Raw genomic sequence first — 13600 nt, 5'->3', positions numbered from 1 at the left:
ATGCTTCCAGGCGGCCTGCGTTGCCCCAAAATCACCCACAAGCGGAGGCAAGCTGGGAAGCGAGTGCCGCTTACTTATAGCGGGCACTCCATAAAAAAAGAACCGCCGGATTGCCCGGCAGTTCTTTTCGCTATCTCCGGAATAAGAGGCCATCTTACTCCTCCGGCTCCTCCTCATCCAGCAGCACCACATCCAAATAGGTCGTCTGATTGTTGTTAATGATGAACCCAACCCGTTTGGACTGCTTGCCCGGGAAGGAGAATAAGGCACCCAGCGTGCCCGCAGGCAGATTGGACAGGCTGTATTGCCCGCTTTCGTTGCTGATGACAGACCGCATGAAGGTAAAGGCCTCCCGCAATCCTCCGTTACCGTTGCCGGAAGAGGGCTGCGGATGGAATGCCTGAACCTGAGCTGTCTGCCGGGCTTCGTTCGGCAGGAATACCTCGGACAGGGCCTCATACAGCATCCGGCCGTTCTGGTCGAAGATCCGTCCCATTAAGGTGCCGAAGGCTGTGGGAACCTGCAGGTTTAACCGGACAACCCCGCTGGCAGGCACAGTTATGAGTGCAGCCGTAGAACCATAGGATTGGCCCGAAACAGAGATGATATAAGTGCCTTGGGGCAGATTGTTGATGGAATACAAACCCTCCGCATCGCTGGCTACGGATACCAGAAAGACCCGCGACTCAGTAAAGGCGGTAATAATCATATTGGAAACCGGTGCCCCGGTTTGCTGGTTCTGCACCTCTCCGATGATAGCGGCCTTGTTAGCCGGGAGTGTCAAATCCACCCGCAGGGTGCTTTCATTGGGGACAGCCACATCCACCAATTGATACTCACGTCCATCCGCCACCCCTACCACATGAAGCAGACCTCCGGGAGTCCCTGTTCCGGTGCCTACAGAAAACCGGCCTTCGTTGTCAGCTGCCCCTTGCCCCACAATCACCCCGTTGGGATCGGTAGCAACCACCAGTGACCCGGGCAGCTTGGTTCCGTTCTCATTGGTAACATCGCCGATAATAATGCTGCTGGTGCGGGCCAGGGGAAAGTCCCGGCGTACCGTTTCGCCCCGTCCGACAAAAAAGGAGGACTGGGTGGCAACAAATCCGATTTCCGAAATATTGACCACATAATTGCCGGCAGGAAGGTTATCAATCAGGAAAACCCCCTCCGCATCCGTGGAGCCAAGCCCCGCTACCTGGGCGAAGTTGTTGAGGTGGCGGACGAAGATGCCGATGCTGTTTAGCGGTGCACCCGTTGCCTTGTCGGTAATGCGTCCGGTAAACGAACCCGGCAGGGGCTGCAGCGTGAAGCTGGCTTTGGTAGATTCGCCTGGGCCAACAGTGAAGGTGCCGTTTTGCAGGGCAAAACCCTGGGCGGTGGCGAAGCTGAGGTACCGTCCCGGAGACAGGAGACGGAAAGCATAGCTGCCGGATATGTCGCTGATGAGGGTGGCGAAGGTCTCCTGGGCATCGGTCAGCAGTGTGACCTCAGCTCCGGCAATGGCCGACCCGTCCTCGATATTGGTGACAAACCCGAATACAGCTCCGGGCAATGGCTCCAGCTCCACTCTCAGGAAGGTTGTAGCGAACCCGGCTCCGGCCAGAATCCCGCTGGTAAACGTTCCGTAGCCGTCAGCCGTAACCGTTAATACCCGTCTCCCTGCGGAAATGGAATCAAACATAAATTGCCCCAATTGGTCGGTGAAGGTGGTGTCGATGGGCAGTGTCGTGCGGCTGTTTACCGTTACCAGGGCGCCGACAATGGGGAGCCGGGTGACGGCATCGGTGACAATGCCGCTGACGAAGGACAGGACGGGCACCAGGCGGAATACGATCAGTTTCAATTCTCCGGGTCCCAACAGGACCGTCTGGGAGTCTGTGGCATGGTCCTCAGCCGTAGCGCTGAGGCTGTAGATATCCGGGGCCAGATCCTCAAGGACAAAACGCCCGCTGCTGTCGGCAAACAAGGTCTGGATCAACGTGCCGCTTGAGGTAAACAGCTTGATATAGGTGTTGTTGCTGGTCAACTCCGCATCGTCTACGGTCAACACCTGGCCCCGGATGGTGCCCGGCTGAGCCGCCAGCATAACCGAGGCATTGGTAATCTGGTCGCTCTCCACAATGGCGCCGATAAAACCGGTTTGATAACCGGGGGCAAATACCGTCAGTGCATAGGAGGAGGGGGCCAGATCATTCACGAGAAATTCCCCGAACTGGCTGGTGGTAACCGCAGCCACACTCAAGCCGGAGGCTTCGGAGAACCGTATGTTTACCTCGGCTCCGTTAATGGGCAGATCGGTGGCCAAGTCCGTCACCAAACCGCTTATCCCGCCGGGATTGGGGGAAAGGACAAAGTCAATACCCGCCAGCTCCTGGCCCGGCTGGAGCTGGACGGCAAGAGATTCTGACGCAAAGCCGGGAGCGGAGGTAACCAGACTGAGTATGCCGGCGGGCAGCTCTCCGATGAAGTAACGTCCGGCGCTGTCGGACTGCGCTCTTCCGCGCGGCGATTCATTCCGGTCCAGAACCTGGACCACGGCATTCGGAAGGGGACGGCCGTCAGCGGCGGTGATTGTCCCGGATACCGTTCCAGGGTTGGGGAACAGCTGGATGATGCAATTGGCCGTTTGCCCGGGAGTGACCAAGGCACCAACCGGTCCCGAGGAGTAAGCCACGGCATGGGCATTGAGAATATACTGGGAGGCAGCCAGGTTAGTAAAGCGGAAGGTGCCGTCCTCTTGGGAGTAGACGGAGCTGACAGGCGTATTCTGCAGGGTGAACAGCTGAACCAGAATACGGGGAACCGGCGGCTCCACCCTGCCTTCGATGCTTCCCGGCAGCTGATCCAGCAGAATATCCGTTTGGGTAACAGTGTCGGGTTTGATAATGGCGCCCGTCTGCGCAATATTGTAATTTTGGGCCTGAGTAAGCACCACATAGCTCCCCGGCCGGAGGCCGTCAATTTGGTAAAAACCGTTCTGGTCTGTCATGGCGGTGCCGAGAACGATGCCGTTTTGGGTCACTGCCTTGACCATAGCCCCTCCTATGGGAAGCCGTGATTGCCTGTCGGCAATGGTTCCCTGGATAAAGCCGGGAAGAGGAGCCAGCACGATTGTGGTCGCCGTTTCTTCCCCCGAAAGGACGGTAACCGTTGTGCTTTCCGTCCGGTATCCCGTCGCCGAGGCATATACCGAATAGGTGCCGGGAGCCAAATCGTCCGCCCGGAACTGACTGGCGGAATCCACGGGAGGTGTGGTGGCCAGCCCGCCGTTGATGTCGTTAATCCGGACATTGACGGATACTGCAGGGGCAATGGGAGCTCCTTCATCGTCCACCACGGTTCCTTGGATGGAGCCCGGGTTAGGGAGAAGAGGGATGGAAAGGCCTGTGAGCGTATCCGCCCTTACGGTTGTGCTGATAATGGCGTTCTGGAAGCCCCGCAGCATAATGCTCAGCACATAATCCCCGGGGGAAATGTCCCGCAGGAGAAAGATCCCCTGGTTGTCGGTAACGGTGCGCTCCCGCAGCATAGAGATACCCAATAAATTGCTGTTAAGGCCGATAAGAGCGCCGGCCAAGGGAGCCCCGGCGGAATCCGTCACCGCGCCGCGGATGATGCCCGTAGTAGATTCAAGCGCAAATTCCAGTATGGAGGTTTCCAGCGGGCGAATGAAGACCCCCAGTGTTTTGGTGGCAAAGCCTTCGGCTGCAGCATTGACGGTATAGCTCTTCGGGAAAAGACCGGATATCATAAATTCGCCTTCGGCATCCGTTGTGTCCCGGGCCACCACAGTTCCGTTGTCAATCACGGAAATGTTTGCACTAACAAGCGGTTGCCCGTCTGTCCTCCGGACGATACCCTCCAGTGAGCCGGTCAGCCGCACCAGCCGGACATTGACAACCGTATTTTCTCCCGGCCGCACCGTTGCCCCGATGGTCCGGGCGGCAAAGACGGATGAGGAAAACAACAGTGTATACGAATCGGGGGGCAGAGAGGTGATGGCAAATTGACCGCCGGCATCCGTCAGGGTGGTGTTCACCGTCAAATCCCGGCTGTCATAAACGCGTACGGAAATGCCCTCCAGAGGCAGTCCTGTGCCTTCCTCTGTGACGGTGCCGGTTATGCTCCCCGGAGAAGGCTGCAGTGTAAAGTTCAAGGTGGCCGCTTCTCCCGGAGCGGTCTGCAGTCCGGTAAGCGAGGTTTGGAAGAAGGGAGCAGTGGCCCGAATCTGATAGGCTGCTCCAGGCACCAGTGAACTGATGGTATATTGTCCGTTTACATTGGTAGCCGTTTCGGCCTGCACATTGCTGTTCCGGTCGAGAACTGTCACAGTGGCTCCGGCAATAGGCAGCCCGTCTGCGCCGGAGACGGTGCCGGATACACTGGCGGGGCTGGGGGCCAGCACCGGGTTGAATACGCGGGTCGCACCCGGATCCAGGAAAAAGTCCGCATTCTGCAATTGAAAATTGGGAGCGGCCACAGATACCGTAATGGAAACGCCCGGGGGTAAATTGCCGAGGCTGTATTGCCCATTGGCATCCGTCGTAACCGTAGCGATCCGCACATTGCTTTGGTTGGATACGTTCAGTACGGCACCCGGAACAGGAGCTCCGTCCAAGGCTGAGGTTACCGTGCCCTGCAGTGTGGCAGGCAGGGGCTGCAGCAGCACGTTCAGCACAATTCCTGTGTTTGCGGCAATGGATACATCGATGCTCTGGGGCAGAAACAGCGGATTGGTGAGGGAAAGGATATAATTGCCCGGCGGCACATTGGTGAGGCTGTATACGCCGTCACTATTGGTGACCGTGGATGATACGGGGACTGTACCGCCTTGGGCGGTCAGTGTCACAGTTACATCCGGCTGGGGCAAACCGTTGGTGTTCTGGACGAGACCCGAGAGGCTGCCTCCTGCTTGGACGGCCACCTCCAGTGAGCCGGTAATGTTCGGCAGCATATTGCCCGTGAATTGGTCGATGCCGGTTACGGTAAAGGAATTGAACGGCCGGGTCCCCGCCTGGTTGAACACCGCTCCCAGATTATAGGTCAGCTCCACTGTGGCGCCGCTGGCCAACGTCCCGATATTCCAGCTTAAGGTGGAGGTCAGCGCATTGAAGTTGGCGTTGCCGATGTTGACGGATGTAATCCGGAAGGAATCCACTCTGTCCGGCAGGAAAGGAATGGTGGCGAATACCGAGGAAGCGGCGCTGGAGCCCGTATTCGAGACGGTAAATCTTCCGTTTAAGCTGGCGATGCTGCCGGAAGGAATAGCGGACGGAGGGTTCACAAGGGACTGGGAGACAGACAGCTGAGCCCGCACGTTGGCTTGATTCAAGGTGACGGGATCGGAAAACGGCAGATAGTCCCGGTTTACCTGATTAGCCAGCGTTGAGGTGAAAAAGAGAAATCGCAGCACGGTATTGGCGTTAATGACAAGCTGGCTGAAGAAGGTGCCCTGATCCACGAAGTAATCCAGGAAGTAATTTTCCTGACCGCCAAAATTGGAGCCGTCCTGGGTGAGGGTAGCCCGGGCCAGGTCGAAATTGTTCACCGGCCGGGAGAAGTTGTTCCGCTCTGCGGGATCCGTCAGCGGATTGCTGCCCACCGACGTATTCTGGATCAGATTAATCTGGCTGGTGCCTCCGTTCAGCGTGAACATCCATTCGTAGCTGGACGGGTTGTTGTTCAAATCCAGCAGAACCCCCCAGGTTTGGTTCAAAAACCCGGTACGGGATCGGGGATCGCCTCGTAAACGGAAGCGGAAATACACGTTCCTTCCGTCATAGGCGAAATAGGCCGGAGGAAATTGGCTGTTGCCCACGATATCCAGACTGGCGGGAAAAGCGGGGTCCACATTGGCTGTGGGCGGCTTCCCGCCTACAGTAATGGGGGTAAATTGGACATTGCTCGGGAACGGCATGTTCTCACCCTTTTCGTCATATGCAAACTCCCCACATACTTATGAGCCGGCACATGGGAAAAGAATTCGGCCAACGGATTTTTTGAGATGCCAAAAAACGCCCCGCACCTGCCTCGAGGACAAGCGGGGGCGTTTGCGCCCATATAGCTATGCGGTTAATTGGCTTTAAAGCTGCACATTCGGATTGACATCCGCCTCATAATCCACGTTGTCGAAGCCGAAGCCGAAGAGCTGCAGGAAGTCCTGACGGTATCCTTCCAGATCTCCCAGCTCGGGCAAGGTTTCGGTAGTGATGGCCGACCATGCCTTGTTTACCTCGGCTTGGATGCCCTCGTCCATCTCCCAGTCATCCATACGGATGCGGCCTTCGGCGTCGGTGACAACCTCTCCCCCGGCTCCGTAGATCCGCTCCATCATCCGGGCCATCTGTTCGATGCAGCCCTCATGGGTTCCCTGGGCCTTCATTTGTTTGTACAGAAGGGAGATGTACAGGGGAACCACGGGTATAGCCGAGCTGGCTTGGGTAACCAGCGCCTTATTTACGGAAACATAAGCACGCCCGCCATAAGGAGCAAGCTCCGCTGTGATTTGGCGCGCCGCCACCTCCAGATCCTCCTTGGCCCGTCCGATGGTTCCTTCCTTATAAATGGCGTGGGTGACCTCCGGTCCGATATAGGAATAGGCGAGTGTAATCACATTGTCGGCCACCAGGCCTTCTTGGGCCAGCAGCTGCATCCACAGGATCCAGTCCTCTCCGCCCATCACCTTGATGGTTTGCCGGATTTCCTCGTCGCTGGCAGGCTCCATCGTAACTTCATTGACCACGCCGTTCTGCACATTCACTGATTTGTTGGAGAACGATTGCCCGATGGGCTTCAGCACAGAGCCGTACACCTCTCCGGTGACAGGATCGGTTCTGCGGGGGGCGGCAACGCTGTAGACCACCATATCCACCTTGCCCAGCTTCTCCCGGATTAGACGGACAGCCTCTTCCTTAATGGCCTGGGAGAAGGCATCGCCGTTCAGGCTCTCCGCTACCAGGCCCGCTTCACGGGCAGCCTTCTCGAAGGCAGCCGTGTTGTACCAGCCTGCGGTGGCTGTGCGGTCGTCCGTTGCCGGGCGTTCGAAGAAAAGCCCGATGGTATCGGCGCCCATACCGAAGGCGGCGGCGATTCGTGACGCCAGGCCATAGCCGGTGGATGCTCCGATGACCAGCACTTTTTTGGCTCCTGTCACAGGCTTTCTGGCCTGTACGGCAGCGATTTGGCGCCGCACACTTTCGGCGCAGCCTTCCGGATGGGCGGTGGTGCAGATAAAGCCGCGTATTTTCGGTTTAATGATCATATGGCAGGAGTTCCTCCCTGAAATCATGTGGTATTCCTTGTTCTTCATCATATATGTTAACCGGAGGTTTTTCAAGACCAGGTACTAAAACGAGGTGTTTCATCTTCTGGCTTTGGGGGTAAAAAGAAAACAAACCCCGCCGGAGATGAATCACGGCAGGGTTTGCTAGAAGGTGTGAGGTAATCAACGTTACGCTGCGGGTTCAGAGGTCATCTGGGTATAGAGCTCTTCCCACAGCACGCGACGGGCCGAAACATAGCGTTTCTTGTAGTAGGATTCATCCAGGCTGCTCTTGGTTACGCCCTCATCACTGGCGGAATGGGCAAACATTCCGTCGCCGATGTAGACACCCACATGCGAAATGCCTTTACCGCTGGTGTTGAAGAACACCAAATCCCCGGGACGAAGGTCGGATTTAGGGATCCAGTAGCCTTCTTCATTCTGGGAAACGGAGCTGCGGGACAATTCAAAATTGAATTGGGCGAACAGGTACTGGGTGAAGCCCGAACAATCGAAACCCTTCGTGGAAGTTCCCCCGGATTTGTAAGGGGTTCCAATAAGGGCGTCGATCTGCTCGTTCAACGGGGTGGCAGCCGAGGCGGTGCCTGCCGAGAAACTGAGCAGCATGACGGCAGCGACGAGTGCGACAACAGACTTTTTAAAGAATGAAAACAACAGGTAAACCCCTTCCTGGTGCCTGCGAGGTTAGCTGGAGGGTTCGGTTGAAGGTTCCCTATGGTCCCTGTACATCGAGACCAATTCACCCAGAGTGGTTCCCCCGTTTCCCGTAAACGGGAATTCGGCATGTTATTTTTTCCAAGTCTAAGTATTCTCCCCGCAGAGTCAAATTCCTCCCCTTCTCTTTAAAAAAAGATAAGAATTTCTTCAGATGTTCCGGAAAGTTCATTGAATGGACAAAAGAACCAGGTATTTCCAACCAGTTCTTGTCGAACCTGCCGGAAAACCTCCGTTTACCTCTTCCTACAATACGCCAAACTTCCGGTTCACCTGATTATAGTCCTGTACTTGTGCTTTATGGATATGTCCCGTGTACTACTATCTATTTTGTGAAAGTCGAAAATTGTTAGATATTGCCCTTGTGAGTTTCTTGTGAGCTTGTTATCGTATGATATAATCGGACGGATTTTTTTATTTATAGAGGGGCGTCATCATGAAATCGGCGGGCAAATGGATTGGAATCACCTCAGTTACGGTGGCGTTTATGCTGCTGGTTACGTTGTTATATACAGGGTTAGTGGAGAACAATGGTGCACCTCCGGCGCAGCAGGGTGTTCTTGACCTGCGGGGAATTGGCCTTCCGGAGCGCGGGATGGCTCAGCTGAGCGGGGAATGGGAGTTTGTTCCGGACAAGCTGCTGGAGCCGGGAGACCCTATGCTGGGCCAGCCGGGGGAAACCATCTATCTGGAGACCCCCTGGACCTGGCGGGGTAAACATGAGAACGGCGGTGTCCATGCTAAGGGTTCGGGCACCTACCGGCTTAAGGTGCTGGTGCCTAATGAGGAGACCATCTACGGCATTAAAATTACCAACATCCGTATGGCCCATAAGCTCTATATTAACGGAAAGCTGGAGGGCGAAAGCGGAACCCCTGCTTATACGCGGGAGGAGCACCGTCCGGGAAATACGCCTTATACGGTGTTTTTTTCATCGGATCAAGGCGAAATTGAGATTGTGATTCAGGTTTCTAACCATGTGTTCTTTAATGGGGGAGTTGCCAGACCGATCTTGTTCGGGGCCCAAAAGGATGTGATCATTCAGACGGCGCTGAGTCTGGGCGGGGATCTGGCCTGCGTGATGATTTTCACGTTGGTGGGCATCCACCAGCTTCTGCAGTATCTGCCCCGGCGGGAGGACCGGAGCTACCTGTATTGCGGGCTGTTCTTGGTGCTGATCGCCATTGGGCAGACTATGCAGGACGAGAAAATTGCCCAGCGGCTGCTGCCTGAGATTCCCTTTGACTTCATCTATAAGCTTCTGGACATCACGATTATCCTTTCTGCTCTGGTAGCGGTGCTGCTCTTCAGCTCTCTGAACAGCAAGATGATGTCCAAACGGACACAAACCCTTCTGATCTTGCCACTGGTGATATGCGTTGCCACCATACCGGTTATTCCTTACCATGCTTTTAATGATATCAAGCTTTATGTGATGTTTTATCTGGCATTTGTGGAGTTTTATATGGTGCTGGGAATGGCCAGGCTGTATGCCCAGCGGCAGAAGGGAAGCTATGAAAGCAAGGAGCTGCTGCTGTTTATTGCGGCTGTGGCGTGTCTCTTGATTTATCTGGTGGCGGACTCGCTGGCGAAGGAAAGCATGATGTCCTCGGATTTTATCGGCAAGCTGGGAGCGCTCATCTTCACGATTCTGATGAACATTCTGCTGGCGTTCCGTTTTGCCCGTACCATGGAGGAAACCAAGAAGCTGACTGGCCAGCTGGAAGCATCCAATCAGGCCAAGGATGAGTTCCTGATTATGACCTCCCATGAAATCCGCACGCCGCTCAACGCCATTATGAATATTACCTCCCACCTTCTGGACGAGGGGGAGAAGGCACTCTCCCCCAAGCAGCAGCAGGACCTGTGGCTGGTAAAGGATATCTCCGTCAAGCTGTCGATGCTGATGCAGGACTTAATCGACGTTACACGGCTGCGTCACGGGGAGATGAAGATGCAGATTACCTCCGTTAACGTCCGGTCGGTGGCGAAGATGGTGCTGGACATTCTGCAGTTTGAGCTGGCCGGCAAAAAAGTCGTGCTGCAAAATGAAATCTCCGCTGCGCTTTGGGTGCAGGCAGATGAGAACCGCCTTCGTCAGGTGCTGTACAATCTGGTGCATAATGCCATCAAGTATACGGTAACGGGAAGTATCACGTTGAGCAGTACGGTAACGGGGGATGCAGCCTTGATCGCCGTAGAGGATACGGGGGCAGGGATTGCACCGGACAAACAGCGGAGGCTGCTGAAGAAAGAGGATCCCTTCGGTTATGATTTGCCCGCAGAAGGGTACTCCGGAATGGGAGTGGGTCTGTACATCTGCCGCAAGCTGGCTGAAGGGATGAATGGCTCCCTGGATATCGACTGGTCCGAGCCGGGCAAGGGCACCCGGATGATGATCGGCCTGCCGGTGGAGCAGGCTGCGGCTTCTTCCGCGGAGGACGGAAGCGGAGAGTTCCCGCGCCGCCATTCCAATGCCCTCCTGGAGCCATTGGAGGTTCTGGGGGAGTACAAAGAGACCATTCTGATCGTGGATGACGAACCCTCCAATATTTATACCTTACTGAATATTCTGCGCCGTTATCCCTACAATCTGCTCTCCGCCTTGTCCGCCAAGGAAGCCTTGGCTCAAATTGCCCGGCATCCGGACATTGATCTGATTATTCTGGATGTGATGATGCCCGAGATGTCCGGCATCGAGCTGTGCCGGATGCTCCGGGAGCAGCATTCGATCCTTTCGCTGCCCATTCTGTTCGCAACGGCCAAGGACCGTTCCCAGGATGTTGCGTTGGGCCTGGCTGCAGGCGCCAACGATTATGTGACCAAACCCTTCGAGGGGGAAACCATGCTGGCCCGGATCCAGACACTGCTGTCTATGAAATCCTCCTTCCAGGAGGCCATCCGCAATGAGCTGGCGTTCCATCAGGCGCAGATCAAGCCGCATTTTCTGTACAATGCGTTAAGCGGTGTCATCTCGTTCTGTTATACCGACGGGGAAAGGGCGGCTTATCTGCTCTCCCGTCTCAGCCAGTATCTGCGGTATATTCTGGATGTGGACAGCCATGAGCTGCTGGTGCCGTTAAGCCGGGAGCTGGAGCTGATCGAGGCCTATGTGGACATTGAGCGCGCCCGCTTCGACGACCGGTTCGAGTTTGTCAGCCATGTGGAAAAAGAGCTGGAGGAATTTCCGATCCCGTCCCTTTGCATCCAGCCCTTCGTGGAAAATGCCATCCGGCACGGCTTCTTCGACCAGGACGGCAGGGGGACCGTAAGCCTGACGGTGGAGAAGGATGAGGGAGGTGTGCGCGTAACCGTTGAGGACGACGGCACCGGCATCCCGCAGGAGGTTCTCGTCCGGATTACGGGAGCAGGCAGACCGGGCGACGGTGTCGGCATCGGGATTCTCAATATCCGGCGCCGCCTGGAATCCATTCCCGGCGCCTCCCTGCAGATTGCCTCCGAGCCGGGCAGGGGCACCAGGATCGTTATGCGGCTGCCGCGGGATGAGGAGGAATAAAACGTGGGAGAGGGGGAGAAGGGAATGTTCACGGTAGTCATTGTGGAGGATGAAAAGCCCATTCTGGAGCTGATGAAGGTGGTTGTGGGCCGCAACCCGCACTGCCGGATTATCGGCGCCTTCAACAATCCGCTGGAGGCATTGGAGAAGCTGCCGGAGCTTAAGCCGGACATCGCCTTCCTGGATGTGGAGATGCCCAAGCTATCCGGGATTGAGCTGGCCCAAAGGCTGAACGAATGCTGCGAGGGCACACGCATCGTCTTCACCACCGCGTATAAGGAATACGCCCTGGAGGCGTTCCGGGTATTTGCCTTCGATTATATATTGAAGCCGGTGATGACCAGCGCTATCGACCGGATTACCACCCGCCTGCTGAAGGAGGCCGACCGGACGGGAAGTCCGGGCGCATCAGCACCTCCCGAGCCTGTTCTTAAGGCCTCCATCCATTGCCTGGGCAGCTTCGAGGTGCGGAGTCCCGAGGGTGAATTGGTGCGCTGGCCTACCCGGAAAACGGAGGAGCTGTTCGCCTATCTGCTGTGCTGGCCCGATCAGGACATCAGCAAGTGGAAGCTGATGGATCTTCTGTGGCCCGAAATGAATGAGGAACGGGCCATTCACAATCTGCACAACACCGTGTACCGGCTGAAAAAGCTGATCAAGGAGCAGGACATTGGTATGGATGTGGTGAAAACCGGTGACGGCTATCTGCTGAAAACCCAGGATACCCGCTATGATCTGCTGGAGTTTCTGCAGGGTATATCCGGGTTGGGCCATAAGAAGCAGGCAGAGCCGGAGCGGCTGGAGGCATTGTTTGCCCTGTACCGCGGCCCGCTGCTGGGGCACAAGGATTACATGTGGAAGGTCCAGCTGGAGGAAAGCTGCGGTAAACAATACAGAGCCCTTGGCTGCCGGCTGGCCGAACGGTATATGGCGCAAGGGGAATGGAGCAAGGCCGAGCAGCGGCTCCTGTCATGCCTCTCCTTTTATCCATTGGAGGAGGAGCTTCACCTGCTTCTGATGGAGGTCTATGCAGCCGCAGGCAAGCGGGAGCGGATCACCCGGCACTTCAACCTGTTCGAGATGCAGTACCGCAAGGAGATGGGGATGGAGGTCCCCGCGGAGATCAGTAAAAAAGCGAAGATGTACATGGAAATGTCGAAAATTTCCCAGCCCCGCCAAAAAAAATAAAAGTAAAAATTCACCTTGCGGCCTGAGCGCTGCAAGGTGTTTTTGGCATTTAATAGCTGTTTTCGCGGGTTTTTCCTCGAAAATCGGATGTGAGTCGTAAGAACTAGCCGCTCGAGAGGAAACGGACTTTTGAGAGAATTTTGAGAGAAGCCTACTCTATAATAATAGTTATTCATAGCGACAAAAGTCGCAGAACGGAGAGTGGTGACGAAGTGTGGCGAAAGGGCAGCCTACTGTTTGCAATACTTATGGCCTTGTTGTTGGCGATAAACGGCTTTTCCGTTTCTCAAGCGGATTCCCCTCCCCGTTATCATGCGGAGGAGCTCTATTCTCATGTAGAGGAGGCTGTTTTCTATGTAAGGGTGCTCCGTGAGGACGGAACGCTGAAGGATGTGGGCACCGGATTTATGATTCGTCCGGACGGCACGGCGCTGACTGCCTACCATGTGGTGGAGGAAGCAGAGCAGGTGGAATGTGTAATGGATGACCAGTCTACTGTCATAGGCCGGGTAACAGCCCGGAACGAAGCCGCCGATACGGCAGTATTGAAGCTGGAGCAGCCGGCGGACAATGCCGGAGTACAGCGTACATATCCGTTTATCCCGCTGCGCACGGGGCAGATGAAGCATGGCGGGAAGGTGTTTGCCATCGGGTTTCCGATGAAGGGAACGAAGATCATCACAGAAGGAATCGTCAATACACCCCGCGCCTCCATCAACGGAAGGGACCGGCTGCTGGTTTCGGCGGAGTTGGTCAACGGCATGTCCGGCGGTCCGTTATTAGATGAGTACGGCTATGCGGCAGGCATTCTGTCCGGCTCGCTGCGCACCATGAGCGGCATTCATTTGGCTGTGAGCGCTGAGGATGCGGCGGGGGTTGTGAAGTAAATGGCTAAT

At 55.9% G+C, this 13600-nt stretch carries 6 protein-coding genes and 1 riboswitch; of the genes, 3 read left to right on the top strand and 3 right to left on the bottom strand.

The features are described 5' to 3' along the window. Positions 1–154 precede the first annotated feature (154 nt). The 3 genes from ACI1P1_RS25730 to ACI1P1_RS25720 form a co-directional block, all read right to left on the bottom strand. Positions 155–5920, bottom strand: a complete 5766-nt coding sequence (locus ACI1P1_RS25730; protein WP_416219364.1) for a carboxypeptidase regulatory-like domain-containing protein — start codon at positions 5918–5920, stop codon at positions 155–157. A gap of 165 nt (positions 5921–6085) precedes the next feature. Continuing rightward, positions 6086–7264: an enoyl-ACP reductase FabV gene (fabV, locus tag ACI1P1_RS25725; RefSeq protein WP_416219363.1), complete on the bottom strand. Its 1179-nt coding sequence runs from the start codon at positions 7262–7264 to the stop codon at positions 6086–6088. 189 nt (positions 7265–7453) lie between these two features. Next, on the bottom strand, positions 7454–7939 hold the full coding sequence (locus ACI1P1_RS25720; protein ID WP_416219362.1) for a C40 family peptidase: 486 nt from the start codon (positions 7937–7939) through the stop codon (positions 7454–7456). Between the two features lie 4 nt (positions 7940–7943). Continuing rightward, positions 7944–8079: riboswitch (cyclic di-AMP (ydaO/yuaA leader) on the bottom strand. Between the two features lie 356 nt (positions 8080–8435). On the opposite strand from ACI1P1_RS25720, the gene ACI1P1_RS25715 reads away from it, so the two are divergent. The 3 genes from ACI1P1_RS25715 to ACI1P1_RS25705 all read left to right on the top strand — a co-directional run bounded on the left by ACI1P1_RS25715 (position 8436) and on the right by ACI1P1_RS25705 (position 13591). Next, positions 8436–11516, top strand: coding sequence for a hybrid sensor histidine kinase/response regulator (locus ACI1P1_RS25715; RefSeq protein WP_416219361.1), 3081 nt, complete (start codon positions 8436–8438; stop codon positions 11514–11516). Between the two features lie 3 nt (positions 11517–11519). Next, the gene (locus ACI1P1_RS25710) at positions 11520–12704 is read left to right on the top strand and encodes a response regulator (protein WP_416219360.1); all 1185 of its coding nucleotides are present in this window, start codon (positions 11520–11522) and stop codon (positions 12702–12704) included. 248 nt (positions 12705–12952) lie between these two features. Next, positions 12953–13591 carry a S1 family peptidase gene (locus ACI1P1_RS25705; protein ID WP_416219359.1) on the top strand — a complete coding sequence of 213 codons (639 nt, stop codon included), beginning with the start codon at positions 12953–12955 and terminating at the stop codon, positions 13589–13591. Positions 13592–13600 lie beyond the last annotated feature (9 nt).

This window comes from Paenibacillus mesotrionivorans (genome assembly GCF_046098205.1).
GTDB classification, from domain to species: domain Bacteria; phylum Bacillota; class Bacilli; order Paenibacillales; family NBRC-103111; genus Paenibacillus_AR; species Paenibacillus_AR mesotrionivorans.
Note: the sequence above shows the minus strand (reverse complement) of the source record. Positions and strands in the feature narration are given on the sequence as shown.

Coding starts and splice junctions, on each gene's coding strand:
- ACI1P1_RS25730 (WP_416219364.1), bottom strand. CDS start 5,920: ATGCCGTTCCCGAGCAATGTCCAATTTACCCCCATTACTGTAGGCGGG.
- ACI1P1_RS25705 (WP_416219359.1), top strand. CDS start 12,953: ATGGCCTTGTTGTTGGCGATAAACGGCTTTTCCGTTTCTCAAGCGGAT.
- ACI1P1_RS25715 (WP_416219361.1), top strand. CDS start 8,436: ATGAAATCGGCGGGCAAATGGATTGGAATCACCTCAGTTACGGTGGCG.
- fabV (WP_416219363.1), bottom strand. CDS start 7,264: ATGATCATTAAACCGAAAATACGCGGCTTTATCTGCACCACCGCCCAT.